The 26379-nt window shown below is 71.3% G+C and carries 25 protein-coding genes; 4 read left to right on the top strand and 21 right to left on the bottom strand.

Translation table 11 applies throughout. The annotated features are described in order from the left end of the window. Window positions 1–175: 175 nt before the first annotated feature. Window positions 176–535 carry a hypothetical protein gene (locus BIV25_RS39455; RefSeq protein WP_071377369.1) on the bottom strand — a complete coding sequence of 120 codons (360 nt, stop codon included), beginning with the start codon at window positions 533–535 and terminating at the stop codon, window positions 176–178. Between the two features lie 53 nt (window positions 536–588). Between BIV25_RS39455 and BIV25_RS54775 the strand changes: the two genes are divergently transcribed. Further along, window positions 589–2067 carry a BREX system ATP-binding domain-containing protein gene (locus BIV25_RS54775; RefSeq protein ID WP_079177180.1) on the top strand — a complete coding sequence of 493 codons (1479 nt, stop codon included), beginning with the start codon at window positions 589–591 and terminating at the stop codon, window positions 2065–2067. 90 nt (window positions 2068–2157) lie between these two features. Here BIV25_RS54775 and BIV25_RS39445 read toward each other — a convergent pair whose 3' ends face one another. The 14 genes from BIV25_RS39445 to BIV25_RS39380 all read right to left on the bottom strand — a co-directional run bounded on the left by BIV25_RS39445 (window position 2158) and on the right by BIV25_RS39380 (window position 16201). Beyond that, on the bottom strand, window positions 2158–2979 hold the full coding sequence (locus BIV25_RS39445) for an AfsR/SARP family transcriptional regulator (protein ID WP_071377368.1): 822 nt from the start codon (window positions 2977–2979) through the stop codon (window positions 2158–2160). A gap of 284 nt (window positions 2980–3263) precedes the next feature. Then, window positions 3264–4106 carry a 4'-phosphopantetheinyl transferase superfamily protein gene (locus tag BIV25_RS39440; RefSeq protein ID WP_177235579.1) on the bottom strand — a complete coding sequence of 281 codons (843 nt, stop codon included), beginning with the start codon at window positions 4104–4106 and terminating at the stop codon, window positions 3264–3266. Window positions 4107–4115: 9 nt separating this feature from the next. Continuing rightward, window positions 4116–4865 (bottom strand): acyl carrier protein, encoded by a 750-nt coding sequence (locus tag BIV25_RS39435; protein WP_071377367.1) that lies wholly within the window; start codon window positions 4863–4865, stop codon window positions 4116–4118. Window positions 4866–4904: 39 nt separating this feature from the next. Next, a complete protein-coding gene (locus tag BIV25_RS39430; protein WP_071377366.1) occupies window positions 4905–5771 on the bottom strand; it encodes an AfsR/SARP family transcriptional regulator in 867 nt (288 codons plus the stop codon). A 258-nt stretch (window positions 5772–6029) separates the two neighbouring features. Further along, entirely contained in the window at window positions 6030–6224 is a 195-nt protein-coding gene (locus tag BIV25_RS39425; RefSeq protein ID WP_071377365.1) for an acyl-CoA carboxylase subunit epsilon, read from the bottom strand. An 86-nt stretch (window positions 6225–6310) separates the two neighbouring features. After that, a complete protein-coding gene (locus BIV25_RS39420; protein WP_071377364.1) occupies window positions 6311–8368 on the bottom strand; it encodes a condensation domain-containing protein in 2058 nt (685 codons plus the stop codon). A 124-nt stretch (window positions 8369–8492) separates the two neighbouring features. Then, window positions 8493–9392: a 4'-phosphopantetheinyl transferase superfamily protein gene (locus BIV25_RS39415; protein ID WP_256257111.1), complete on the bottom strand. Its 900-nt coding sequence runs from the start codon at window positions 9390–9392 to the stop codon at window positions 8493–8495. After that, a complete protein-coding gene (locus BIV25_RS39410; RefSeq protein WP_071377362.1) occupies window positions 9389–10705 on the bottom strand; it encodes a hypothetical protein in 1317 nt (438 codons plus the stop codon). Before BIV25_RS39410 ends, BIV25_RS39415 begins: the two co-directional genes overlap by 4 nt. A gap of 56 nt (window positions 10706–10761) precedes the next feature. After that, window positions 10762–11706, bottom strand: coding sequence for an SRPBCC family protein (locus BIV25_RS39405; protein ID WP_071377361.1), 945 nt, complete (start codon window positions 11704–11706; stop codon window positions 10762–10764). Between the two features lie 93 nt (window positions 11707–11799). After that, window positions 11800–12633, bottom strand: coding sequence for an AfsR/SARP family transcriptional regulator (locus BIV25_RS39400; RefSeq protein ID WP_071377360.1), 834 nt, complete (start codon window positions 12631–12633; stop codon window positions 11800–11802). A gap of 253 nt (window positions 12634–12886) precedes the next feature. Beyond that, the gene (locus BIV25_RS39395; protein ID WP_071377359.1) at window positions 12887–13558 is read right to left on the bottom strand and encodes a ScbR family autoregulator-binding transcription factor; all 672 of its coding nucleotides are present in this window, start codon (window positions 13556–13558) and stop codon (window positions 12887–12889) included. A 309-nt stretch (window positions 13559–13867) separates the two neighbouring features. Further along, a complete protein-coding gene (locus BIV25_RS39390; RefSeq protein WP_071377358.1) occupies window positions 13868–14527 on the bottom strand; it encodes a ScbR family autoregulator-binding transcription factor in 660 nt (219 codons plus the stop codon). Between the two features lie 157 nt (window positions 14528–14684). Next, the gene (locus BIV25_RS39385) at window positions 14685–15455 is read right to left on the bottom strand and encodes an SDR family NAD(P)-dependent oxidoreductase (protein ID WP_071377357.1); all 771 of its coding nucleotides are present in this window, start codon (window positions 15453–15455) and stop codon (window positions 14685–14687) included. After that, complete coding sequence (locus BIV25_RS39380) at window positions 15452–16201, bottom strand: haloacid dehalogenase-like hydrolase (protein WP_071377356.1); 750 nt, start codon at window positions 16199–16201, stop codon at window positions 15452–15454. Before BIV25_RS39380 ends, BIV25_RS39385 begins: the two co-directional genes overlap by 4 nt. A gap of 253 nt (window positions 16202–16454) precedes the next feature. On the opposite strand from BIV25_RS39380, the gene BIV25_RS39375 reads away from it, so the two are divergent. Further along, on the top strand, window positions 16455–17453 hold the full coding sequence (locus BIV25_RS39375) for a ScbA/BarX family gamma-butyrolactone biosynthesis protein (protein ID WP_371273122.1): 999 nt from the start codon (window positions 16455–16457) through the stop codon (window positions 17451–17453). 242 nt (window positions 17454–17695) lie between these two features. Here the strand turns inward: BIV25_RS39375 and BIV25_RS39370 are convergent, their stop codons facing one another. The 5 genes from BIV25_RS39370 to BIV25_RS39350 form a co-directional block, all read right to left on the bottom strand. Then, window positions 17696–18091, bottom strand: coding sequence for a DUF6009 family protein (locus BIV25_RS39370; protein ID WP_071377354.1), 396 nt, complete (start codon window positions 18089–18091; stop codon window positions 17696–17698). After that, on the bottom strand, window positions 18088–19593 hold the full coding sequence (locus tag BIV25_RS39365; RefSeq protein WP_071377353.1) for a phage/plasmid primase, P4 family: 1506 nt from the start codon (window positions 19591–19593) through the stop codon (window positions 18088–18090). Before BIV25_RS39365 ends, BIV25_RS39370 begins: the two co-directional genes overlap by 4 nt. Further along, a complete protein-coding gene (locus BIV25_RS39360) occupies window positions 19590–20702 on the bottom strand; it encodes a bifunctional DNA primase/polymerase (RefSeq protein ID WP_079177179.1) in 1113 nt (370 codons plus the stop codon). Before BIV25_RS39360 ends, BIV25_RS39365 begins: the two co-directional genes overlap by 4 nt. Window positions 20703–21200: 498 nt before the next feature. After that, window positions 21201–22436, bottom strand: coding sequence for a ParB/RepB/Spo0J family partition protein (locus BIV25_RS39355; RefSeq protein ID WP_071377352.1), 1236 nt, complete (start codon window positions 22434–22436; stop codon window positions 21201–21203). Further along, window positions 22433–23698, bottom strand: a complete 1266-nt coding sequence (locus BIV25_RS39350; RefSeq protein WP_071377351.1) for a ParA family protein — start codon at window positions 23696–23698, stop codon at window positions 22433–22435. The genes BIV25_RS39355 and BIV25_RS39350 overlap by 4 nt, the downstream gene beginning before the upstream one ends. Before the next feature lie 921 nt (window positions 23699–24619). Between BIV25_RS39350 and BIV25_RS39345 the strand changes: the two genes are divergently transcribed. Together BIV25_RS39345 and BIV25_RS39340 are read left to right on the top strand one after the other, a co-directional pair. Further along, window positions 24620–25072, top strand: a complete 453-nt coding sequence (locus tag BIV25_RS39345; protein ID WP_071377350.1) for a MarR family transcriptional regulator — start codon at window positions 24620–24622, stop codon at window positions 25070–25072. Beyond that, on the top strand, window positions 25072–25386 hold the full coding sequence (locus tag BIV25_RS39340; RefSeq protein WP_071377413.1) for a replication initiation protein, RepL2: 315 nt from the start codon (window positions 25072–25074) through the stop codon (window positions 25384–25386). Before BIV25_RS39345 ends, BIV25_RS39340 begins: the two co-directional genes overlap by 1 nt. A gap of 201 nt (window positions 25387–25587) precedes the next feature. On the opposite strand, the gene BIV25_RS39335 is transcribed toward BIV25_RS39340, so the two are convergent. Further along, complete coding sequence (locus BIV25_RS39335) at window positions 25588–26352, bottom strand: NAD(P)-binding domain-containing protein (protein WP_071377349.1); 765 nt, start codon at window positions 26350–26352, stop codon at window positions 25588–25590. Window positions 26353–26379: the final 27 nt, after the last annotated feature.

Here is a 26379-nt window from a genome sequence, read left to right as displayed (position 1 = left end):
TCTGCCCCCCCGGCTCAGCGGATCGGCCTGCGCGTATCGGCCGTCGAGGCGGAGCGCACAGCACACACCATCGGCCTTCGCACGGTAACGCCGTCCCGCCCCGTCCGTCCGTTTTCTCCAGCGACCCCCGAGCCGTCCCCGACCTGCGCGCAGGCGGAGTCGTTCCGCGCCCGGGTCAGCTCACCGCCACCCCCGGCACGAGCATGTCGTGACACCGGGCGACGCGGCCCGTGGCGTCGAAGCGGAGCTCCGCGACCAGCGACCAGGCCGCCCGTCCGGCACGCGCGGTCGCCCGCAGTACGACGACGTCACCGTCGGCGAGGACGCTCTCGGCGGTCAGCCCGAGCCCCTCGGGCAGCGTCGGGCCGCCCGCTCCGGCGGGGTCCGCCCAGTGCCGGGTCAGGTGGTTGACCTCGCCCCGGTTGCCCGCCGCGACCAGCGCGAGGGCGAGTTCCTTGTTGCGCTCGCGCAGGCTGCGGGCGGTGAGGAGTTCGTACAGCACCCCGCTGAGGGGCTCGGTCAACGTGGGGGCCATGACGGGGGCTCCTTCCTCATGGCTCGTCGTCCCGTACGGGTGTCCCCGACAGCATGACCGTCCGCGCTGGAGGAGTGATGGAGAGCGGGTGGCGCCGGTTCCGCCATGGCTCCACCGCCCCTGTAGGAGGCGTGGTCAGGCTGGTCCGGATAGGGGGGACCAACCGAGACGGGACCGCTATGACGTTGGTCGGCAGGACCACGGCGATCAAGACCTTGACGGATGCCTTCACCGACTGCGCCGAGGGGTGCTCCCGCACCGTCCTGGTGGAAGGACCCGCGGGCTGCGGCAAGAGCGCGCTCCTGCACCTGCTGATCGAGCGGGCCGCTGCCGCGGGAGCCGTGGTGCTGTGCGCGACCGGCACCCCGGCGGGGCGCCGGACCGCATGGGGCGTGGTCCGCCAGTTGCTGCCCCGTACGACGGCCGGGGCGGCGCACATCGATGACATGAGGGCGCTGCGCGCCGCACTGCGCGAGACGAGCGGGGACGGCCCGCTGGTGGTGTGCGTGGACGACGTGCACCACGCCGACGCCGAGTCCCTCGCGTTCGTACGGCACCTCGCCCGCCACGCGCGGCCCGCCCGCATGCTGCTGGTCGTGGCCGGCACGGTCCACCACGAGAGCGGCGACCCGGCGTTCGCGACCGAGCCGACGCGGCGGCAGGCGTATCGCCGGGTGCGGCTGGAACGGCTCGGGCCGGCCGAGGTGACCGTGCTGGCCGAACGCCACGGCTGCCTCGAACATGCCGCGTTCCTCTACGAGTTGAGCGGCGGCAGCCCCCTGCTGCTGCACGCCCTCCTGGCCGAGCCGGCCCTCCTCCTCCTGGCCGCCACGAGGCCCGGCGCCTTGCGCCGCGCACTCGACGCGCCGGCACGGCACGGCACCTGGCATCCGGCCGCGTCCGGTGTCCGCCGCGGCGTGGCCGGCCGGTACCGGCCGCCGGTGTCCGGGCCGCGCACCACGGCGACCGCTCCGTTCCCTGATCTCGGCGGCCCCTTCGCCCGTGCCGTGCACGCCTGTCTGCACCGCGCCGGGGCGACCGCCGCGGCGGTCGCCCGGGCCGCCGCGCTGTCGGCCGAGGCCGCCACGCCGGAGCGGATCGCCGACCTGACGGGCCTCGCGCCGCCCGCCGTGCGGCAGGGCCTGGCCGCGCTGCGCGGAGCGGGACTGCTGAGCGCCGCCGGTGTCCCGCACGCCGCAACGCGGACCGTGATCCTCGGCGCCCGGCCCTCCGGCTTCCTTCGACGGACCGACGACACACACAAGGTGAGGACAGCAATGAACTGGGACAAGAGGTTCGAGGAACTCCTGCGTGAATACCTGCCGTTCCTCGGCGCGGACGTACCGCTGGAGGACGACACGGACCTCAGGGTCTCGGGTCTGGACTCGCTGGGCGCGGTGGAGCTGCTGGGCTCCCTGGAAGGCGCCTACGGCATCCACTTCGTGGACGACGTCCTCACCCTGGACACCTTCGCCACACCTGCGGCCCTGTGGCAGACGATGACCCGGTTGCAGCAGAAGAAGGCCGCCTGAGCCCCCGTACGGAACGTACGGAAGCCGCCGTACCGCCGTCCGGGACGGTGGTACGGCGGCTTCAGCGGTCCGGCGGGGGCGCGGCAGGCGTCACGCCGCGAACAGGTCGAACGTCGAGGTGTGACGCGGCCCCGCCAGCACGTCCAGCTGCGGATCCACGGCGAGCATGGCGTGGTGCATCCGCTGCAACTGCGGGGAGGGCTCCACGCCCAGATCGTCGATGAGCCGCATGCGCAGTCGGCGGTAGACCTCCAGCGCGGTGGCCTGCCGGCCCGACCGGTACATCGCCACCATGACCTGGGAGTGCAGCCCCTCGTGGTGCGGATGGCGTGCGGTCAGCTCGGTCAGTTCGGCGATCAGCTCCGAGTGCCGGCCGAGCCTGAGGTCGGCGTCGATGCGCCGTTCCACGGTGACCAGCCGGCTCTCCTGAAGCCGCATCACCTCGATGGTGAGGACCGGCCCGAGTTTCACGTCGACCAGCGGCGCGCCGGTCCACAGGCCGAGGGCCTCGCCGAAGCGTGCCGCGGACGTCTCGTTGTCCCCCGCCTCGAACGCGGCCTGGCCCTGCCGGGCGAGTTCCTCGTACTGGTTCACGTCGACGCAGCTCTTGTCGATCTGGAGCAGATATCCGCCGTGCCGCGTGGCGAGAATGTCCTTCGCTCCGGCCGGCGCACCCGGGCCCATGGCGGTACCGAGGAGTTTGCGCAGTTGGAGTATGTACGTCTGAAGGGTCGTCAGTGCGCTCACCGGAGGTTCGGTTCCCCAGAGTTCCTCGATGAGTGTGGGAACGGGCATGACCCGTCCCGGATAGAGCGCCAGCAGCGACAGAATCTGCCGCGGCTTGCCGGCCGTCGGAACGATTGATCCCCCGTTGACCTCGGCACTCAACGGACCCAGAACCTGAATCTGCATGGTGGCCTCCCCACCTCGTCGAGTTCCTTGTCCAGTTCCTTTTGGTGGCCAGAATTCACCGCCGTCACGCACGCTAGCCGCGTCCGTGTCCTCCAAGCGATTTCCTGTAGCGGTCCTCCAGCGGTACTCGAAGTGCGGTGTTGCGCGGAACTCCCGAGCCACTCAAGAACACACGTACCAGTACTGGAAATGAACTCTCGGTTCCGCTCCGGCTTCGGAAACGGCGGATAACCTGACGCCGCGCACACTCATTTCCCGCCATGCCGTTCATACCTGTATGCCCGTCAGTCCCGCGGCGCGCCCACGGGAGCCGGCAGGGTGATGACATGCGGGGTGGACCGGGCCCAGGGGAAGCCCTGGTACAACTCCACGTGCGGCTCGGGCAGTTCCCCCGCGGGGACGGCCACCGCGACCAGCACGTCGGGCACCGGCTCCAGTTCCAGGAACCGCCAGCGCGCGGCCAGGTCGTCGGCGGGCGGCCGGAAGCCGAGCACCCCCCGGTCGTCGGCCAGGGAGAAGGAGAACTCGTCGAAGGGCAGCCCGAGTCCCAGACCGCGGGCCTTGGAGTACGCCTCCTTCAGGGTCCACAGCCTGAGCACCCGCCGCTCCCGCTCCCGTCCCGGGGGCGCCTCGGCCGCCCACCGCTGCTCCTCGGGGGCGAAGGTGGTCAGGATGGTCTCCAGCGCCCTCGGCTCCCGCCCGAGGCCCTCGACGTCGACCCCGATGCGCTGCCTGCGCACGATCCCGAGCAGGCTGTAGCCGCTCGCGTGGGAGAGGTTGAAGTCCAGGTGGTCGCCGCCGCGCGGCAGACCTCCGGGCAGCGGCTGCAGAAAGGGCCGCCCGCGCGAGGAACGCCAGATGACCAGCTCGGCCTCGATGAGGCCGGCCTCCAGTGCCAGCGCCCGGCGGACCAGGGTGTGGGAGACGAGGTACTGCCGGCGGTCGCGTTCGAAGAGGAACCGGCCCGCGGTCTCGTGTTCCCGCTCGTCGAACCAGTGCTGGGCCAGGACCCCGGCGATGGCCGGCGGAAGGGCGTCGTTGGGGCACAGCCACAGCTTCACCGGGACCACCGCCTCGTGCTGCGGTGCGGGCCCGGCGCTGAGGGTCTGCGGTGCGGTCACGTTCATGATGTCGTCTCAGGCCGAGCGGTCCGCGAGCAGTGCGGCGGCCTCGTCGACGCCGATCCGGTTGTCACGCACCGCGTCGAGGAGCGCGACCATCTCGTCCTGCGTCAGCGGGGGCCGCGGCGCGGCGGCGCGCCGCGGGGCCGCGACGGCCGGCGGCTCCTGCTCCGCTCCCGCTGCGGCCGGTACGCCACTGCCGGCGTCCGGCGCCGCGGGGGTCACCGCGCCCCGGGTGCGGGAAGCGATGTAGGAGGCCATGGCCGCGAGGCTGGGCTGCTCGTGGACGGTGACGGGGCTCTCGCTCAGGCCGTAGACCTGGTTGACGCCGGCGATGAAGTCCGCGGCCAGGATGGAGTCGATGCCCAGCTGGGCGAAGGCGGCCCCGCCGTCGATCTCCCACGGGTCGCAGTGCAGCATCCGCGCCAGTTGCTCGCGCAGCACCTGGAGCACCTCGGCCGAGGCACCGGGGTCCGAAGCGGCGGGGGCCTCGCCGGCACCACGGCGCAGGGCGGTCAGGTGACGGGCGAGCAGGGCCGGCGTGGGGTGCTCGTAAAGAACCGCGCCGGCGATCCGTACGCCGAAGTGCCGGTCGACGGCCTCGACGAACTCGACGGTGAGCAGGGAGTCCAGGCCGAGGACGGGGAAGGGCTGTTCGGGGTCGACCCGGTCGGGATCGGCGTGTACGACACCGGCCAGCACGGCCGTGAGCTCGGCGAGGATGTCTCCGTGGGCAACGGAAGGTGCCGTCGGCTCACTGGTCATGGTGGATGCCTCCAAGGATCGGCCCCTCACGCCGGAGGGTCAGTGGGTCGGTGCCAGGGGCCCGGTGCCCGGGACGCCCACGGCGCGGGCCGGGGCCGCCGGGCCCGGTGCGGTTTCGGGCGCGGCCATCAGGATCGACTGCTGGAGCCGGCGCAGCCGCGGTGACGGTTCCAGGCCCAGCTCGCGCCCCAGGGTGGTGCGCAGCCGCAGGTAGGCGTCGAGCGCCTCGCCGCGCCGCCCCGAACGGTGCAGCGCGATCATGAACTGGGCGTGCAGGTTCTCATGCGTGCGGTAACGGCTCGTCAGTACGGTCAGTTCGGCGAGCACCTCGCGGTGCCGGCCGAGCCGCAGGTCCGCCTCGATGCGCTGGTCGAGCGCGCACAGCCGGCTCTCGTCAAGGCGCTTGGCCTCCATGGCGAGCTGCACCCCGGTCTGCACGTCCGCGAAGGCGGATCCCGTCCACAGGCCCAGGGCGGCGGCCAGGGTGCGTGAGGCGCCCGGGAAGTCTCCGGCGTCCATGGCCCGGTAGCCCAGTCCCGCCAGCCGCTCGAACTCCCGGACGTCACTGCTGCCGCCGCCGGAGGACAGCAGGTATCCGCCCGGCAGGGTGAGCAGCACGTCCTTGGCGGTGCGGCGTTCCGGCTCGCCGCCGGGCTGCTCGCCGGTGCCGCGGGCCAGTGCCGCCGCGATGAGTTCGCGCAGTTGCAGCACATAGGTCTGCAGGGTGGTCCGCGCGCTGCGCGGCGGCCGGCCCGACCACAGTTCCTCGATGAGCGAGGCGACCGGCACCACCCGGTCCGCGTGCAGCGCCAACAGCGCCAGGACCTGGCGGGGCTTCGGCGCCGTCGGGGCGACGGACACCCCGTTCTCTCTCACGTCCAGTGCGCCCAGTACGTCGATGTCCATGCCGTTTCCCCCCTCGTCCACGTGCGCTGCTGGCACTCAACGATTTAAAAACAGCACAAGCGGTATGTCAATACGAGACTGCTCATCCTGTTTCCGGCTTTCCTCAGGCAGCAGTACAGCAGGACCTGACGGCCCCACAGGGCTTCGTGGCGCCGAAGAGGAGGAGTCACCCCGCAGGAGGAACAGACCATCCATCACCGCAAGACTTCAGTAAACAGACCGTAAGGTTTTGTTCTCTCGCCCGCTCCACCGCGTCCCTCACTGCCAGTTGTGCGGTCCCCGGTAGCTTCCCGGCCACCGCCACCAGCGCGCGGCCGTGGCCGCCCGCGGCCGCGCGTCCACCGGTCGAGCGCGCAGGGCCAGCAGGACGACGGTCAGCGCGGCCAGCTCCTCTTCGGTCGCCGTGCCACGCTCGACGCGCAGCGCCGGTTTCCCACGGTCCGTGTCACCCATGGCGCCTCCTCCTTGCGGCCACGGTCGGCCACGGCACTTGAGAGGCACTCTCGGCCCGCTGGAAACACGGTCGCTGACGCCACCGGTCAGGTGCTGCGCGCCCGCACCGCCCGCAAGGCCCGGGACAGCGCCTCCGCGCTCTCGGCGGCACCGCCGACCCCGGTCATGACCACGGCCGGAGCCTCACCCGTCCGCTCCGCCGCACGGCGGGCGATCTCGTGGGCGACCCGGCCGGCCGGACCGGCACCGCACAGGGTCAACCGCCGCCCGCCACCGGCCAGTTCCCGAAGAGGATCGAACGGCACCTCGCGGCCCGTCACGCCGAGCGACACGATGCGTTCCGGTCCCTCGTGCTCGTGCACGAGCGTCTCGTACACACCGGGCGTGACGCCGGGCACGGAGACCAGGCACACGACATCCGCCCCGGGATCCCCGGCCCGCAGGACCGACAACGCCAGCCGGGTGCCGCCTGGTTCGGGCGCCGCCATGCGGGGCACCTCGCAACCGCCCAGCAGCCGCAGGGCGTCGGCGACGGTGAACCCCTCCTCCGGGTGCTCGGGCAGGCCGCGCAGCAGGTGCACGCACTGCGCGAGGGCGGCGGAGATGCCGCTCTCCGTGAACCTGGCCCGGTCGTACAGGGCGGTCAGCACCAGGGCGCCCTCGGCGTCGTAGTGCGCGACGAGCGTCACCGGCAGACTCGTGTCACCGCCGGCGCTCTGCGGCAGGCCCACCCGGATGCCCTGCGCCGTCAGTTCGGCCCGCAGGTTCTCCGGCAGTTCGGGGTGGCTGTCGAAGCGGACGGTGGTCTCGGTGAGGTCGGCACCCAGGGCGCGCCCGGTCCACTCCCGGATCCGGTCACCGCAGACCCAGCCGTAGGCGGTGAGGTCGAGCGCGGCGTCCCGCACCTGCAGCAGCAGGTCCACCAGCGGCGCGGCGGGGTCCACGGTGACCGTCATCGGCAGCGCGTTGCCCAGCAGTCCGGGGATGTCGGCCGCGGCCCGCAGCGACATGTCCCGCCCGGACAGATGCACGCCGAAGGCCACCGGCAGCGGCCCGTCGACCCTGGCCGCCCGGTACAGCAACAGGGCCCACGCCACATGCAGGGCGCTGCTCTCCCCCGCGCCCCGGCCCGCGGCCCAGGAGCGCAGCCGGGAGGTCTGGGACAGCCTGAGCCGGCGCTGGATCCGGCCCGACCCCTCGGCGTGCGGCGCCGGCCCGCCGGGCCGGCCCGGGCTGACGGCGGCGCCGGCGGGCGGTGCGGCCGCCGCCCAGAAATCCCGGGCCCCGGCCGGGTCCTGGCCGGTCAGCCACTGGCTGTGGTCCCGGATGTCGGGCCGCCGGTCCCCGCCCGGCAGCACGCCGCCGGCGAGGTAGGCGCGGTAGAACTGCCGCACCAGCAGCCGTGCCCCGCGCTCGTCGAGCAGCGCCTGGTGATAGGTGACCAGCAGCCGGGTGGGCGGCCGCCCGGCGCCGGCCGGGTCCGGCGCGCCGTCGAGCAGGGACACCCGCAGCAGGCCCGGCCGGTACAGCTCGAAGCCGCGGGCCCGGTCCTGCCGGAGCAGTTCGCTCCAGCCGACATCCGTGTGCACATGGCGTACGACCTCCACGACCGCGCGGTCGTGGAGCACCAGGCGGGCGGCGCCGGCCCAGTCGAAGGACGCCCGCAGCACCGCCTCCCGCTCGGCGACGGACTGCCAGGCGGTGACGAACCGGCCGAGGTCCAGCGGCCCCGTCCAGTCCCAGAAGACCTGCTCCACGAACCGGCCCGGGCCGCCCTCACCGTCCACCGCCGCCGCGAGCAGTGCCCGCTGATGCTCGGTCACGTCGATCGTGCCCGCCGCGAGCGGCGCCAGCAGGTCGGCCAGCAGGTCGTCGGTGAGCGCCCCGCCGTCTCCGGCCGGAGCGCGGGGGGTGAGCCGCAGGAGGTACCGGCCGAGGCGCCCGGCGCCCTGCAGGTCGTCCGGTACGTCGTCCAGCTCGACGTCGTACGACCGATGGTGCTCGGCGACGCGGGCGGCGACCGCCTCGGCGCCCGCGCGGGCGAGTCCGCACAGCTCCAGGACGAGCGGCGACCAGGCCTGGGCGCCGAGCGGTTCGTGCACGACGGCGAGGACGGCGCCCGCGTGCGAGTGATGACTCCTCATCCGCTCCCCGGGGCGGCGGACTCCGCTGCCGCAGCAGCCGTCTCCGGCACCCCGACCTCCTTATCGAATCGTTTCTGCACAGCGCGCCCCGCCCCCGCCCGGCAGCCTCGCCGGGCACGTCCGCTCACCGCTGTGCGGGGCCCCGCCGCCCCGGAAAGACGATGACCCGGGGGGCGTCCGGGGGTGCCGTCGAGGGCAGCCGCACCGGTTCGCCCGCCTGCTCCGCGGGTGACGGGGCCGGTGGCCCGCCCGGCGCACCGGCCGGGGCCTCCTGCCGGTGCGCCTCGCTCACCAGGAAGCGGCCCCCGACGAGATGGGTGGCGAAGGCCCACTCCCCGGCCGTGTCCCCGGCGAGCCGGGGGGTCCCCGCGGCGTCCCATCCGAAGCCGACCGCCGAGAACCGGCGCCGCATGCCGTGCCCGAGCGCCTTGGTGTACGCCTCCTTCAGCGTCCACAGGCGCAGCAGCCGGTCGGTGCGCTCCTCCTCGGGCAGGGCCGCCAGCAGTTCGGCCTCCTCGGCTGTGCACACGTGCCGGCGCAGCGCCCCGAAGGAGATCCGGCGCCCGGCGGACTCGGCGTCCACGCCGATCGGCCCGGCGGTGCTGACGCCGACCGCGATCAGCTCGTCGGTATGGGTGAGGCTCACCCGCAGATCCGCACCGAGCCCGCGCAGCACGGGCCGCCCACCCGGCAGGTAGGCGAGGTCGAGCCGGCCGGCGGAGACCTGGAGCGCCGCGGCGGCCGTGTACTTGAGCACCGCCCGGGAGACGGCGAGGGTCATCCGGCCGGCCGCGGCCGGGTGCTGCCGGTAGCGGGGCCAGTCATGGCCGAGCAGCGTGCGCAGCCCGGGGTCGAGCAGGGCCGGTGTCAGCCACTGGCCCCAGGTGGTGTGCACCACCGCCCGGCCCGTCGCCTCGATCCGCTCCTGCACCTCCTCCCACGGCCCGTCCGGTCCGGGCACGGGGCAGGGCGGCGGGAACGACAGCGCCGGAGTGCGGCCGCGCGCCGGGCCGTTCGCGCTCACCACGGCAGCCTCGTCGCATACAGGTCGCAGTCCACCCCGTCCGCCGCGCGCCCGGCCAGCTCCTCCCACACGGCCGGCTGCGGGTCGGGCGTGCCGTCGGGCAGCGGCAGCCCGAGCCGCCCGGCTGTCCGTCCGAGCGCCAGCAGTGCCCAGCCGGCTTCCCCGAGGAACGGCAGCCGCGCCCCGGCCGCCGCTTCGCGCACGCCCAGCACGGCGGCGGCCAGCGCCAGCAGGGCCTGGCGATCCGCCAGGGCCCGCGCCGCCGGGTCGGCGGGGTCGTGTACGACGGTGGCGGCACAGGCGACCCGCAGCGCCCTCTGCTCGGTGGCCAGCCGGCGTCCGACACGGGCGAGCGCCGCGGTGGCGGGTCCGCCGGCGCCGGCGAGCCGGTCGACGGCACCGCCCAACGTCGCCGCCACGGCCCACGGGGAGCCGTCGCCCGGCGCGACGGCGCCGGCCTCCTCGGTGATCCGGAACAGCCCCGCGAGTCCCGTACCGCCGCCCGGCTCCGATCCGCCCACCGCGCTCAGCCCGCCCACGCTGCGGGCCTGCGCGGCACGGCCGGCCTGCCAGTCACCCCCGACGAGCGCCCGGTCCCGAAGGACCTTGTCCAGTGCGCTCCGTTCGGGGGTGCCACCGCCGAACCCGCACTCGCTCAGTACCAGTTCGAGATCGCCCAGCAACTCACCGGCCAGCTGGGGCACGAGGTACCCGACGACGTCGCCGAGCGACCCGCCGGGCTGCCGGGCCGGACGGAGTCCGGCGGGCCCGGCACCCTCCGGTTCCCGGTCGGCGCAGGACCGCAGGGCCACGGCCGTCAGGCTCTCGCAGGCCAGCAGGTCCGCGAAGATCGAGGCCAGCACCGGACGCCACTGCCTGGTGCCGGGTTCGTACCTGCTCAGGCCGTCCACGACGCGGGTCACGCCGCTCAGGACGCCTGCCGTCGACGCGAGCAGCGCCGCCGGCCCGAGCAGCGCGGCCGCCGGGTGCGGCAGCGGTCCGCTCAGCAGCGGGCGGATGCTCCAGGCATGGGCGAGGGCCAGGTCCCGGCGGAAGAGCGGGCGCAGGGCGCGGGCGAGTTGATCCGCGGCGGGCCCCGCGTCCCCGGCGGCGGGCAGACCGGCGGGCGGTGCGGGCAGCGCGTCGTACCCCGCGGCCCGCAGCGCGAAGCGGCCGTAGGGATTGGCCCGGTCGCGGGGGTCGCCGAGCAGCGCTTCGAGGCGCTTGGCGTACCGCTCCGCGCCCGCCGGTCCGGGGTGGGTGCGGTTCGTCGGGGGCCGCCCGGCACGCGGGACGGTCCGGGTCAGGGCCATCACCGGTCTCCTCATCGTCGTGGTACTGGTCGCCGCACGGTCGTTCTCCGGCACGTTCATCGCAGTCGGCGTACGGCGCTCTCGGCGTGCCAGCGCGCCAGACCCAGGGCCTCGGTGCTCGTCCGGCCGAGCCACTCGCGCACGTGCCGGCGGGCGTCCACGAGAAGAGCGCCCGCGCCCAGGGCGGCCTCCACGGCGCTCTCCCGGAGCATCACGTGGTGGGCGGAGACGACCCGCACCCCGGTCGCGTCGGGCTCCAGGTACCACTCCCCGTAGTGCGCGGCGACGGGGTCAGGCGTCAGGGTCTCCTTGTGGACGATCCGCCCCGCGGCCGGAAAGCACAGCCGTACGGACTCGGACCGGAGCGTCTCCCCCGTCTCCGGGGCGCAGGTGTGCAGCACCGTCGCCTGCACGCCCGGCTGGTCCTCGGTGACCTCGGCCGATTCGACGTGGGGCACAAGATCGACCCAGTCCTCGATGCGGTAGAGGAAGTCGTAGACGAGCTCCGGGGAGCCGGAGACATACGTGCTGTCCTCGAAGGACAGCAGCAGCTCGTCCAGCCGGTCCCAGCGCTCGGCGGCCTCGCGCACCGCCGCCGCCTCGGCCCGCACGTCCCGCTCCAGCGTCCCGGGCGTCTGCCCCGGCCCGGCCGGCCGTTCCTGGCACAGGGTCAGCAGACACCGGTCGGCGCCGTCGGGTGCCACCGTCCAGCTGCCGGACGTCGTCTCGCCCGGCAGGAGGGAATCCCTCAGTTCGAACTCGATACGGCGCTCCTGCGGCCGCGGCAGGCGGCGGGCGTGCGCGGAACACACCTGGCCGTTGCGCAGATGCCACAGCCGAAGGTTCTCCTCGGCGCCGTCGAAGTCCATGCGTTCGACATGGACGAAGGGTGGCAGCAGGACCGGCCAGCGCGGGGCGTCGGCGAGCAGGCCGTAGACGACACCGGCGGGCGCCGCGACCGAGACCGTGTGCCGGGCGGAGTGCACTCGCTGCGCCGACATGCGCGACCCCCTCCTCCAGGTGTGATCCACGCTGCACGGCCGGGCCTGAGCGGTGCTCGATTCCTGCTGGAGGGGGCGCAAGGTGACGTGGCGTCAGCCCACGGGGGCCACGGCCGCGCGCGCGGCGGGACGGGCCGGAAGGGTGTCGGGCCCGGACATCAGCACGGAGCGCTGGAGCTTGGCGAGTGCGGGGGACGGTTCGAGGCCCATGGTGCGCACGAGCGTGGCGCGCAGCCGCTGATAGGCGTCGAGCGCCTCGCCGCGACGGCCGGAGCGGTACAGCGCGAGCATGTACTGGCCGCACAGACTCTCGTGGGTGGGATACCGGTTGACCAGCACGGTCAGTTCGGCGAGCAGCTCACGGTGGCGGCCGAGCCTGAGGTCCGCCTCGACGCGCTGGTCCAGCGCGCACAGCCGGCTCTCCTCCAGCCGCCTGGCCTCGGTCTGCAGCTGGGGGCCGGCCTGGACGTCGGCCAGTGCGGGGCCGGTCCACAGCGTCAGCGCCTGGCGCAGCAGACGGGCGGCCTGGGGGTAGTCCTCGGCGTCCATGGCCCGGTACCCGGATCCGGCGAGACGTTCGAACTCCCGTACGTCGATGACGCCGTCGCCGCTCTTGAGCAGGTAGCCGCCGGGGACGGTCATCAGCACGTCCTTGGCCGGGCGGCGTTGCCCGGCGTCCTCCCCGGTACCCGTCTCCAGGGCGGCGCCGATGAGTTCGCGCAGTTGCAGGATGTAGGTCTGCAAGGTGGCGCGGGCGCTGCGCGGCGGCTTGCTCCCCCACAGCTCCTCGGTCAGGGCGCCCACCGGAACGACCTGACCGGCCTGCAGCGCCAGCAGGGCGAGCACCTGGCGCGGCTTGGGCGCCGTCGGCGTGATGGAGACCCCGTTGAGCCTTACGGCGAGTGTTCCGAGCACATCGATGTCCACGGCGTCTCCCCCATCGTTGATGCCTATAGCAACGCCCAGCACTCACGAGTAAAAAACAGCACGAGCGGTATGTCAATGCTGGAGTCACGACCCTGTTGACCCTCGACAGAGACTCAAGACGGCCGCAAGATGGGGGTGAATGGGCTGATTTCTCGGGCAAATCCGGCCAGAAATACACTCGGATGCCACTAAAGGATCACCAGCTTGACGGGGGCATTACCAAACCTGGTAGACGGTTTTTAGATCCCGTCTGTCATCCGTCCCTCTCGATGGACGCTTCCCCGCCCCCCGACTCGTTCGCCACGCTCGCCCCGTCCGGTTCGGCGAGGACCTGCTGCGGCGCGGCGGCCAGCAGCGGCAGCAGGAAGGCCCAGAAGCCAACGGCTCGTTCCCGCGCCAGCCAGTCGAGGTCCCAGGCGCTCAGCGTCTCGAAGCCGACCGTCGCGGCGACGATGGCGGCGGCCGCGTCCTCGGGCGAGACCCCGTGCGCCAGTTCCCCTTCCTTCTCGGCCTCGTCGATCAGGTCCTGAACCCACTCGCACCACCACTGCGACAGCACCCCCACCTCCCCCCCGCCCTTGCGCGAGGGGTCACGGCTCAGCCTGAAACCGGCCCTGACCAGGGGATCACCGGAGACGGCGGCGAGCAGCCGGCAGGTGGCGTTCACGAGGGACTGCAGCAGGGTGTCGGCGGAGGTGCGGCAGCCCGCCGCCATCTTCTCGACGGAGTCGGCCGCGGCCCCCTCGACCTCCCGCGCCAGCGCCTCCTTGCTGGCGAAGTGGAAGTGCAGAGCACCGGCGCTCACTCCGGCCCGCTTGCTGACCGCGGGCAGGGTGGCCAGCGCGTAGCCGCGGTCGGCGAAGACCTCGGCCGCGGCGACGATGAGGGCCTGCCGCGTCCGGGCAGCTCGCTCCTGCTTGACCATCACACACTCCTCGCTGCGCATTCCCGATTGCGCCACCTCAGTAAACCGCACGCTTGGTTGGTTTACAAGGGCGAGAGCGACGCCCTGGTTGATCACTCCGATAACGAAGTGACGCAAGTTGCCTGCTCAGGGGAATCTCGCCACGGCGAGGCGGAAATCGCGAACCCTCGCACCCCCCTCAGAAAAGAGGGTATGAGGTCTGTTATGGTCCGAGTGTGCGAGGGCATCACCCAGCGGGGCGGAAATCCGTCCGCCCGTCAGGTCTGGTTCTGCGGCCCCGCCATGCCGGCAAGTCCCGTACCGCGGACTTCAGCCCACGGCGGTGGGCTGCGGAGTCAGGCGCTCGGCTTCCTCGACGACGCGACGGCCCCTGTCAGGCGCGATGTCCAGCTTGACCAGGGCGGCAGGGGTGGCGATCGCCGGAAGGATGTAGTGGTAGAGCGTGGAGGCGCGCTCGGTCAGGTCGTTCCAGTTGGCGTAGGCCTCCGACAGCAGTTGTATGCCGAGCCAGGCGCCGAGGAAGAACTCCGCCGTCTCAGCGGGGTCGATGTGCGGCAGGACCTCGCCCTGCTCTTTCCCTTCGGCGATCTTCTCGGCCACGAGCTGGGTCCACGCGGGCCAGGCGCTGCCGAACAGCTGTCGTCCCTGGAGATCGGCGGAGAGCCTGATGCCGGCCATCAGCACCACGTCGTTGGGTACCCGGTAGGCCAGCGTCATGCAAATGTCCACCCACTCCTGGAGCTTCAGCTCTCGCGGCACCCAGTGGACGGTCGTGATCTGCGCATCGATGACCCCACGCGCCAGTGCTTCCTTGGAGTCGAAGTGGAAGTAGAGCGCGCCCTTGGTCACTCCGGCACGCTCAAGGATCTCGGCGATGGTCGCTGCCGCGTAGCCACGCTCGGCGAAGACGGCAGCTGCGGCCTCGATAACAGCGCGTCGGGTCCGTACCGCACGCTCTTGCCGTGCCATGGGACCCTCCTCGTTTAGGAAAGAAAACCGAACGTGAGGTACCTTACCCCAGATTCCATTGCCTACTCCGAGGTCCGGCACGGCAATCCGTGCTCGATGCACCCGCGTGCGGCCGGCCGACGCGGGTGCCACGAACCGGGGTTCGCGCGAGCCGCCGTCACCAGGCGGTCCGCCCTCCGTCCACCGGCACGGTCGCCCCCGTGACGAAGCTCGCCCTGTCACTGCACAGCCAGGCGGCCGTCTCCGCCACCTCCTCCGGGTCCGCCGCCCGCTGCTGCGGAGCGGAGCGAAGGGCGCGCTGCCTCATGTGCGGAGCCTCCAACCACTCGTCGACCATCTCCGAGCGAGTGAGCCCGGGCGCGATGGCGTTGACTCGTATGCCCTGTCCGGCGTACTCGACGGCCGCCGCCTTGGTCAGCCCGATCACCGCGTGCTTGGAGGCAATGTACGGCGCGCCCGTCGAGGAGGCGACGAGCCCACCGACGCTGCTGGTGTTCACGATCGCACCTCCCCCGCACTCCAGCATGGCGGTGATCTCGCTGCGCATGCAGTTCCACACGCCGCGCACGTTGGTGTCCATCACGATGTCGTAGGCGTCGTCGTCCAGCAGGTGCGCAGGCGACTTGTCCAGCCCCACACCGGCGTTGTTGAACGCGGCGTCCAGTCGGCCGTACCGCTCGACGGCGTACTCCACCGTGCGTCGGACCTCTTCGCTGCTGCGCACGTCGACGACTCGATGACTCGCCTCGGCGCCCGAGCGGCGCAGTTCCCCGACGAGTTCCCGCAGTCTCTCCTCCCGCCTGGCCGCCAGCACCACCACGGCGCCCTGCGCGGCGAACACCCGGGCGGCGCCCGCGCCGATGCCACTGCTGGCGCCGGTGATCAGTACGACCTTTCCGGCCAGTGGAGCGGTTCCGTGCGCCGTCACGCCCGTTCTTCCCGCCGCTCGGCACCGGCACCCGCGAAGGGTCGGTCCCCCTCCTGCCACACGGTGTCCTGTGCGGCCTCGCGGTCGAGGGTGTGCAGCAACGCCTCGTCGATGTCGGACAGGCGATGCACCAGGTGCCGTACGCCGATCTCCTGCATCGCCTGTCGCTGGAAGCCGTGCCGGAACGGGCTGGGATGCCCGACGAACGGCACCCGCAGCTCACGTGCCCGCTCCGCGACCCTGGCCGCGTCGTCGATGAAGACCACCTGCGGGTAGCCGAGTCCGAAGCGGTCCTGGGTGATCTCCCGTATGCCCGGCCGGAAGCCGTCGGTGCAGATGTAGCCGGGGGCGGTGAACGAGGATCGCCAGGCTCCGATGTGGCGCTCGAAGTGGCTCTCGTCCAGCCCTCCGTAGCACACGACGTCCAGCCCCAGCCCGCGCAGCCGACGCACCAGGTCGATCGCACCGTCGACCAGGCGCACCGGATCCTTCAGCAGGTACCGCTCCCGCTCCGCGAAGTAGGCCTCGATGATCTCCTGCGGGCCTGCCGTGGACCCGATGGCGTCCGCGAGCACGTGCGCGGCGGTGTGGCGCGGCTGGGACAGGACGGCCCGTTCGAGCTCTCGGGTGTAGGTGACTCCGTGCGCCTCGAGAAATCGGTGGATGACCGGGCTGAACGTGTCGTTGAGCAGTACGCCGTCGATGTTGACGGCGGCTAGCCGGAGAGTCCCCAGAAGGGCTGGCATCGTGGTCCCCCTGTCGCAGATCGGGGCCGGAGTCCGAAATTACCGCTTCCGCCAGGTTCCCCTCACAAGAAGGAGTCCGGGATCAGGCAGAGCAAACCGCCAAGCAGGTTTTTATACGGAGTGGCCCCACGATTGAATGAGAATATTCGCTAGAAGCGCGCAAAACGGAATCGATTACTCACATTTCCATCACATTTTTGGGTAATCCTTTACCTAAGTGCTCCGGACAAGAAAACCGGTGGGTCCGTATCTTATGGAGTCGTTGGATGCGGCTTCAAGACGGGGGTTAACGATGAGCCTGTTCGTCACCGAGAGTGACAGAGGAACGAGTGAACTGCCTCGCCTGACCACCACGGTCCCCAAGGAGTACGTGCATCGCGCAAGCCTTGCCGAGGTCTTCCTCACCGCCTGCACCGCCCAGGACGACCTGCGCTTCTCCCTCTCCGGCCAGTGGCCCCGCGCCCATACGCACTTCACCAGCCCCGACGGAACCAGCCACGACCCGCTCCAGGTCGCAGAGACGTTTCGCCAGGCGAGCATGTTCCTCGCCCACACGGAGTTGAGCGTGCCGCTCGGCCACCACTTCGTGATGTGGGACCTCAGCTACACCACAGATCTGTGCGGCCTGCGCATCGCCTCGCGCCCCACCGACTTCGACATCGAGGCCAGGTGCACGGAACTGGTCCAGCGCCGAGGGGTGATCAACCGGGCGACCGTGCAACTGTCCATGTTCAGGGAGGGAGTTCTGGTGGCCCACGGCGCCACCCAGTTCTCCACGATCACCCCGGCGGTCTACACACGACTGCGGGCCGGTCGGCCCACCGCAGCCGCCTCGCCGGTCGACGGGGCCGTACCGGACGTCTCCCGTCAGGCGATGCCGCCGTCGTCCGTGAACCGCCGCAACGCCGACGAGGTGGTGCTCTCGGCCACCGACCACCCGCGCCGCTGGCTGCTCACGCCCAACCTCGACCACCCGATCCTGTTCGATCACGGTGCCGACCACATACCGGGCATGGTCCTGTTGGAAGGCGCCCGCCAGGCCGCCTTCGCCGCGGTCGCCTCGCCGGCCTTCGTCCCGGCCAGTGCCTCGACGACCTTTTCGCAGTACGCCGAGTTCGACCGGCCTTGCTGGATCGAGGTCACACGCGTCTCGGCCGACAACGACGGGACGATGACGGTCGAAGTCGTCGGGCGCCAGGACGACCGGTGCGTGTACACCTCGACCATCACGGGACCGGTCGGTCGTCAGTAACCACCGCGACGTCACCCCCCTCGCCGCCCGCACGACCGCTCCCACCGTGCCTGCGGGCGGTTTCACGCATCGAGGACCGCGCACGCCACACATGAACCGACCTCCCCCCGGTCAGTCAGCAGCTCCCGGCGGTCGGATGCGCAGAGCGTCCTGCCACCGGTGCGATGTCGGCAGTACACCACACGGCGATTGAAAACCGGAAGGTCTGTTCTTCGCGTCGAAGCGAGCCGAACGCTTCCGGTTCACAACGGCAAGGACGCTCCGTGTGCCCGGGGAGATGCTTCCCCGCCCTCCGACCTCGCCGTCTTGCGCCCCTTGCTCCCCGGCGCCAGGGTGCACGGATCGACGGCCTCGGCCGGCGCCCCGGTGGCGTACAGACCGTCAGGAACCGTGTCCCGGTCGTGCGGCAGGAGCCAGAACACCCGTCGGCGGAAAGTCCCGGACGAGCGGGACGGTTTGGCCTGCGGACCGAGGAGCGCATAGCCGACCATGCGGCCGTCGCGGTGGTAGGCCGGCCTGCCCTGACGGGTCGGCAGCCGGTCCAGGCTCTGCCGGACGTAGTCCAGCCCGCTGATGTCCTCGAGCCAGACGAGGTCCACCTCGTGAACGATCTCGTCCTCGGCTATGAGAGCACTCATGCTGTCTCCCCACCGGCGACCAGTGCGATGCCCGGGTAGTACTTGCGCTGGTTGGACAGGATCATCTCCTTGGGCGATGCCAGTCCCACCGCCTCACGCACGCGCGCCGCGAAGGCCCGCGACGAGAGCGGCGGGGCACCGTCATTCTGGCACCACGCGCGGTACGCCGCGTACATCTGCGCCTGTTCCGCCCGGCAGGCGGGGCCCGGCCGGCAGCACTCGGAGAGGAACCGCCCCGTGTGGTCCTCGGTCTCCGCGTACGCCGTCGTGGCGATCCGTACCCGCTCCGGCCCGGTGAGGTCCTTGCTCCCGCCCAGGTAGCGACGGGCGCCCACGATGAGCCAGTTGAGGATCCCGGGGCCCTCCTCCGTCACGAGGACGTCCGCCAGGTTGTCGACCTTCCGGCCGTCCGGCACGACCCGCTCGAACGGGATCAGCCGCATCCGACGCCAGAACGCGAACCCGCCCGTCCCCACCTCGGGCCGGTGGTTGCCCAGCAGCCACAGCTTGTGCGTCGGCTGGAAGCTGAAGAAGTCCTGCCGCATCCGCCGCGCCTTGATGCGGTCACCGCCGGTCAGCAGCTTCACCCGGGCCTCGTCGAACCGGTCCCCCGGCTTGACCTCGCTGCACATGATGACCCGGCGCCCGTGCAGCTCGGCCAGATCGGTGGGGTGTCCCTCGTAGGGGCGGGCCATCAGGAATCCGGGCGGCGCGGCGTCCGCGTAGTCGCCGACGAGCTTCATCACCACGTCCAGCAGCACCGACTTGCCGTTCTTGCCGGAGCCGAACAGGAAGGGCATCACCTGGGCGCCGACGTCGCCGGTGATGGAGTACCCGAGCAGCAGATGCAGGAAGTCGATCATCTCCGCGCCCTCGGGTCCCTCCCCGAAGGTGTCGGTGAGGAACCGGTCCCAGCGCGGCGTCGGCATCGGTTCGGGCGTCGCGGTGGTGGAGCGGGAGTGGAAGTCCTTGTCCGGTTCCGGCGCGCGCTTGAGCCCGGTACGCAGGTCGACGATGCCGCCGGGCGTGCACAGCGCGTACGGATCGGCGTCGAGCAGCGTCGCGTTGAGCACCATGCCGGGCGCGGACTTGGCCTGGGTGAGCATCGCGGTCATGCCGCTGGTGCTCAGCGCGCGCCGGCGGTGCTGCTGCAGGGCGGTCGTGCTGTGCACCCCCCGGGGGTCGGTGGTGGCGAGGGACTCGGCCAGGTCGCCGGCGGCCCACAGCACGGTGTCGTCCTCGTCGATCTGCCAGCGGGTGCTGTCCCACCGGAACCAGCCGAGCCCTGGCACGTGCCGGTAGTCGTTGGCGTAGAGCCCGACGAAGAGCTTGGCGTTGCCGCGGTCGCTGAGAGAGTCGGGCAGCAGCCCGTCGGCGGTGGCCTCACCGGCGGGCCGGGGGCCGCCCTGGTCCGCCGTCCGGGCCTGGGGGACGGTCTGGGCCAGGATCTGCGCGGCGACCGCACCGGCGTCGAAGAGGGCGTTGTCGTGGCCACGCGTCACAGGCGGCCTCCCGGGGACAGCGGACGGGCACGGCCCGCGCTCAATCCGCCGCGGATGACGGCGCCGTAGCGCCGTTCCTGTCCCGGCCGGGCCTGCGCGGCCGCCTCCCGCAGCAGACGCTCGGCGCGGCCGTCGTCCAGCAGGCCCGCGGCGACGAGCCCGCTCGCGGTGTACGCCGCCCGGTTGAGCTTCTCGGTGAAGCCCGCTCCCTCCGGCACGGCAGCACAGCCGGCCACCTGGGCCAGCAGCGGGGCCAGCACCCGCGCTGCGGCGCCACGGCCGCCGCCGGCGGCCAGGACGGCCTGCCGGGCCCGCGGTGGCACAGGCCGGAGCGCGGGCAGGTACGCGGGCGGCAGGTGCCCGGTGCGCTCCAACTCCCGCGCGAGCCACCCCGGCAACGGGGCGGGCTCACGCGCGGTGCCCACGACCTCGTACGCACCGGCCTCGGTCACGGTTCCCGGGGCGATGATGTACCCGCCGTGCGCCCGTACGTCGACCTGCCAGGCCAGCGCACGTCCGCCGCCCGAGCCGGAGGAACACTGCCAACGGTGCCCACCCGCAGCGCGGTACCACACGTGCAGACCGCCGGAGGGCGTGCGCACCCGCAGGGTCGACTCGTCGCCCGCGGGAGAGGTGACGCCGCGCAACGCGGCCAGCACCCCGAGCGTGTGGAAACCGTTGGCGAGCCCGCTCAGGTCGATGGTGTCGGCGATGTCGATGCCGGGCAGCAGTCGGTCTCGGCCCGGTAACTGCCGGGCGTGGGCATCGATGTCGATGACGACCAGCCCTGCCGGCCCGCAGGCGATCCCGACTCCGAACTCCGGGTGGGCGCCCCACCACCTCTCGATCCGGGCGCGGTCCAGCGTGGCGGCACGGAATCCGTGACACCAGCGTCCAGCCGCAGGACAACGGCATCCCCGGTAGGTGTGCCCGGGCTCACGGCAGCCCACACAATTGCCCGCAGGCGTCTTGCGCCCGGGGGCCAGCGGATGAACCGGCCAGCCACGACCGGCGCACCACCGGGCGATGGCCAAGGACCGCGCGGCGCGTGCTCCCAAGGCAGTGGGCTGCGGTGAGTCGCTGTCCAAAACCCGCAGCTCATCGGTCATGTGTTTCCCCCGTCAGCGACCGAAGCGACTCAAGGATAGGCACACACTAGCGAAGTGCTGATAAAGGCGGGACCAACTGAGCGGAGAATCCCTTCCGCACCAGGAGCACGGCAGCGACTCAAGAGGCACCCACAGCGACCGAAAGTCGTCCGAGAGTCTTCGGTCGCTGCTTCAGTCGCTGCTTCAGTCGCTGTAAAAAGCGCAGGTCAGAGCAGATCTGCACCCCGATTAGCGACTGAAGCGACTCAAATTCCGTACATATAACGCCCACGCGCGCATACGCACACGCGCGAATGTCTTGATATGCCGGGAACTTGAGTCGCTTCAGTCGCTGTCCACCCTCAAAGTGGCCTCCGACCTGGCCTTTTACCTAGCTACTCAACAGCGACCCAACAGCTGCCGCCCCACGTTCAGTCGCTGTCCTTCAGTCGCTGTTCGCCGATCCCCACCCCGGGCGACCGCACTCCAAGCGACTGAAGCGACTCAAGCGACTCTCGGTCAGACCTCGTTGCCCGTCTGTCCCGCCGCTTGTTCGGCGTCTGCGGCGAAGGACCGGGCCAGCTCCGCGAACCGGGAGGGATCCCGGTCGCGTCCCTTCCTGCTCAGGAACCGGAGCAGGTCGAAGAAGATGTCGTCGTTCTCGATGTTCCGGTCCAGGAGCATGGCGAGGGTGCCGGGTTCGTTGTACGGCACCGTGCGTACCCGGGCGCCGGACTGGCTGTCCGCCCGCTGCCGGGAGACGGGCGCTTCCGCCCGCGGCTCCGGTACCGGCTGCTGCGCGTCCGCCTCGTCGGCAACCGGTGCCTGAGCGACGTGCATGCCCGCTTCGGTGTCGCCTCCGGTGCCATGGCGGCCCTCGGGCTCATCCGGCTGCTCCGCGACGGCCACCGCCGGTGTCGGTGCCTCCCGCGCGAGCACTTCGCGCTCCGGCTCCGGACTCTCCGAACTCGCCGAACCCGTCGGCCTGTCCGGCCCCTCAGGGCTTTCGGGACTCTCCGGTGGCTTCTTCCGGCTGCGCTTCTCCTCCTCGCGCCGGGCCCGCTCCTCCTTGAGCTCCCGCAGCGCCGTTTCCTGGTTCTCCACCGGCTTGTTGGCCACGGCCCGCAGCAGGTCGATGGGTTCCGCCCCGATGCGGCCCTGCAGTTCGGGGGTCAGGTTCAGCAGGGCGAGGCGCTGTGACACCCAGCCCTGGGAACGATGGAGCCGCTTCGACAGTGCGGTCTGGCTGCCGTGGATCGCCAACAGCCGCCGCAGGGCCCGGGCTTCGTCGAGTTCTCCGAGGTCCTGCCGGTGGATGTTGGCGACCAGGGCCGACTCCAGCAGTTCCTCGGAGTTGGCGCCCTGGTCGTCACTCACCATCACCCTGACGGCGGCCAGCCGCACCTCACGGGCGGCGGCGAGACGGCTGCTGCCGTCGATCACGACGTGGGTGGTGTCCGGTTCGAGGTCGGCCTCGCGCTCGGGGTTGGCCTTGATGTAGGCGTCCCGGTTCATGACCGTGATCGCCTGCTTCTGTCCGTGCGTCGCCAGGCTGCCCGCCAGGTCGGTCAGATCACCGAGGCTGGAGCGGGGGTTGTCCGGGTTGAGGCTCACGCGGTGCGGCGGGAGTTCGGTGGGCGGGGCGACGCCCTCGGTGGGCACCCCGGTGGCGGCGGCCACGGCCTGGCGGCGTGCGCTGACCGGGCGCACTCCCCCGCCGAAGCGTCCGGCGCCCAGCTGATCGGCCTTGCTCATACGATCTCCCTGGCCAGCGCGCGCATCCCGATCGCCTGCTGCGACTTGGGGGCGTAGGACAGCAAGGGCCGCTTCATCCGGACCGCTTCCTTCTGTTCCTTGAGGTCGCCGATGAGTCCGACGACCCGGGGATCCTTTATGTCGACCCACCCCTGCAGCGAGGAGGTGGCGATGAAGCCGCGGCGCGAGTCGTAGAGGTTGACCACGATCCCGAGGTAGTCGATGTCGACCTGGAGGTCACCGCGCAGATCGTCGATCTGGGTGGTGAGCAGCTCGTAGGCGTCCGCAGAGCTGTCCTCGGCCTGCACCACGATCAGCGCCCCGGACTGGCCGAGCTTCTCACCGTCGCGCCGCCGGCCGTAGTACGCCGCGGCGTCCATGCTCAGACCGAGGCTCGGCGGGCAGTCGACGAGGATCACGTCGTAGTCGTTCTCCAGCGGGGCGAGCGCGCGCTCCAACGCCGCTTCCCTCGCGCGTACGGCGGAGAGGCGGACGTCGAGCAGGAAGGCGTCGTTGCAGGCGGGCAGCAGGTGGAGCCGGCCCTCGAAAGTCTCGTCGTCGATGGAGACGATGAGGTCGCGCAGGTCACCCTTCGGGTCACCCGCCATGTGGTTGGTGAGACTGTCGCCGTTCATCGGGACGGGCGCCGCCCCGAGTTGATTGGTGAGGTGGCACTGAGGGTCGAAGTCGACCAGCAGGACCCGCAGTCCGATCCCGGGCAGGCTCTCGATGTTCAGCGGGTCCTCGCCGCCCGGCATGTCGTCGGCGTGGGCCTCGCTCGCCCGCAGGGCTTCGGCGAGCGCCTTGGCCACGCGCACCGCGTGCAGGCTGTTGGCGTCCTCGGCGAGCGCCTCACCGACGCCCGCGGTGATCGCGGTCTTGCCCACGCCGCCCTTCTGGTTGCACACGATGATGCGGCGGGTGTTCTCGGGCCGTTCGACGTCAGGTGCCGGGTTGGAGTCGAGCCACAGCTGGACCGACTGCGCCAGGCCCTGGATGAGCGAGACCCGGCGCTCGCCGGCGATGTCGCGGAACTCGTCCCACTGGCCGGGCGGCAGGAAGGTGGAGAACGAGTCGGAGCGGGAGGTGTCGACGGCGGCAGGAGTGAAGGCGAGGGTGCACCAGTCCCGGATGCCCTGCTCGACGGCCGCCTGGATCTCGACGCCGTGCTGGGCGGCCCGGACTTTGAGGTTCTGCCGGAGCCATCCCGGCAGCTTGGAGACGACCTTCTCGCGGTCGCTGGACGTGGCTGGCGAACTCATGGACGACACCTTACTAACGTCTGCGATTCTTACAAGCATCGACACGTTAGTTGGGCTGCTTTTCGTTCACGTGCTTCTGGCCCAGACCTCTCCTCCCGCCGTCCGTTTCCAGGTGCGGGTCACAGACCCTGCGCACCTCCTCGCCCGTGCGGCACCGTCCGTCGGCGTCCCACCCCCCCGTTGTCCACCCACGTGGCGGGGCTGCGTGGTACCAGGGGCCTTCGCCGGCCCCTGGACCCCGCTGCCCCGCCACTTCCCGGCGCGCATCCGTTTCGTCGTGCCGGATGCCGTACGCGCCGGGAAGCAGCGGGGTCGTGGGTCCGCGGCCCCGCTGTCGGCCGCGCGCTGGACGATGGCTCGACCCGGGGTGGAGCGCGGGACGAGCGTGGCGCACCCGCTGCGGGGCCGAGGTCGGTTGATCCCACTGTTCGGTACCAAAGCGGATGATCCGGGAACGGACTTGCCGACCGTTGACAAGGGTAAGAGAGCGCACTCGACAAACGCCACTTGACCTGCAGAAACACCAGAGATGGCCCAGATCCCAGGAACTGCCAGGCAGTTCCTGCAACAGCGGAGGGCGATCGACGGAACCGAGTACCCAGATCCCACGGACGTACACCCGGTCCCTGGGAACCGGGCACCACGATCCTGTCGACTGCCACCACGATCGTAGAAACTGGCACCACGTCCACAGGAACTGAGTACCCGGTTCCTACAGGCGTGGCAGATTGACGTGACGTACATAAGCAGGGCCGGGAGCGTCCGCGTCGCAGGGGTGCGGGCGTTGAGCGTGACGACATCCGACACGGCCGACAGGCGGACTTAATTGACTTCCTGCTCATGTACGTTAGGTTCATCTGGTCGGCCTCAGGGGTCGTCCCTCATTGACCGCCAAGCACCCCCCCTTACTCGGAGGGCCCGTTGGGAGCACTTCGCAGACTCGTCGACGCCGACACGGGCGAGCCGGTCCCCTATGCGCCGTATGCCTTCTCCGGGAGGCACACCCAAGTCGACAAGGCCCGCGTCGAGGCGATCACCGAGTCCAAGGCGTTCACACCCAGTCAGAAGTTCCTCATCCTCTGGTGGATCGGCGTGTCGCCCGAGGGCATGGAACCGTTGCGCGCCACCGGTGCGGACATCGCCAAACGTGTAGGGATGTCCACAGACGCCGTTGGAAAGATCAACAGGAAATTGGCCAAACACCGCATCCTGGTCGTGCGGGGCCGTATCGGCAACTACAATCTGTACCGGATCAGCCCGTACATCGCCTTCCACGGCACAGGGATCGAGCAGCGTGAAGCCGTAAAGACGTGCAACCCGCCGGACATCCCCGGATTCAACGACAACATTCCTGCACGGTGGGAGGCCCAGTGATCAGCAGCGACGACAAGCAGAAGAACCTCGAACTGCTTGAGAAGACGGCCGGCATGAGCGCCAACCAGCGTCTCGTCGTCATGCTGTACGCCCTCCACCCGACCGACCGGTCCGGCGCCGTCCTGGAGACCGCCGCCAACCTGGCCAAGCTCGTCGGCATGGCCCCGCCGGTCTTCTCCCGCACCCGCAAGCAGGTCATCGAGGCCGGCTGGCTGGAGGAGACCGAGCGCATCGGTCACATCAAGTACTACCGCCTCGACCCCAAGCGCATGGGCGAGAGGGTCGTCGTCCCGCTGCGCCGCGCCGCGACCTGACGTCCCGGAGAGCGCGCCTCATTGACGTCACGTACATGAGGCGCGTTCCCAGGAACGTTCCGCTTGCTCCAACGGCAAGGACGACGGCCGCACCACGCCACAACGGCGCAGCGGTTCTGTCACCTTCCGCTTACGCCGGATCCGCTGAGCCGTTGCGATCGTCGGGCGTTCCGGGCTGAACGTGCGTCCAGCCGGGCGCTCTTACCTCAGATCGGCGAGAAGGCCGTCCAGCGCCTCCCTGAGGGCTGCCGCGTTCGCCGCATCGAACCAGGTGGTGCGGATGCGCTCGTTGTTCCCTCCGGGTGTCTCGTGGTCGGCGGCGAGTCGGTGCAGCGGGCGGGTCCCGTCGTCCAGGGAGCGGCCGACGTTCTGGAAGAGGCCGCGCACATACCGGTCGGCGGTGTCGGAGGCGATGCCCTGGCCGGCGGCCCATGAGGTGAGCGTGGCGAGGTAGCCGTAGTGGGCGGTGAGCGTCCCGGTCAGTGCGGAGTAGACGTTGAAGGCGCTTTCGTCCGCGACGGGAAGCGCTCCGCCCAGCTGCTCGAAGAAGGCGTCCACCGCCGGGGCAGAGGGGCAGGTCACGGTGACGGAGCGGCGCTCGCGCACCGCCGGCAGCGGGATGGCCCGGACGATCGGGGCGCTGGTGGCGAGGGTCCGGCGCAGGTCGTCGATGGCGACGCCGGCCATCAGGCTGACCACGGTCTTGTCGTCGTCCAACTCCAGCCCGGCGAGGGCCTCGTGGTGGTCCTGGCCGCGCACGGCGATGATCACCAGCTCGGAGCGGTCCACCACCTCCTGGTTGTCGGCGCACACCCGGACACCCGCGTAGCGCTCGGACAGTTCGGCGGCTGCGCGGGCCCCCCGGGGAGAGAGGAAGACGCCCGGCGACGTAGCACCCTCGCCACACAGGCCCTCGACGATGGCCCGGCCGATCTCTCCCACTCCGATGATGCCGATGCGCTGCACGGTGTTTCCTCCATGGGTGTACGGGGT

This window comes from Streptomyces sp. MUSC 14 (assembly GCF_001866675.1).
Taxonomy (GTDB): domain Bacteria; phylum Actinomycetota; class Actinomycetes; order Streptomycetales; family Streptomycetaceae; genus Streptomyces.
Note: the sequence above shows the minus strand (reverse complement) of the source record. Positions and strands in the feature narration are given on the sequence as shown.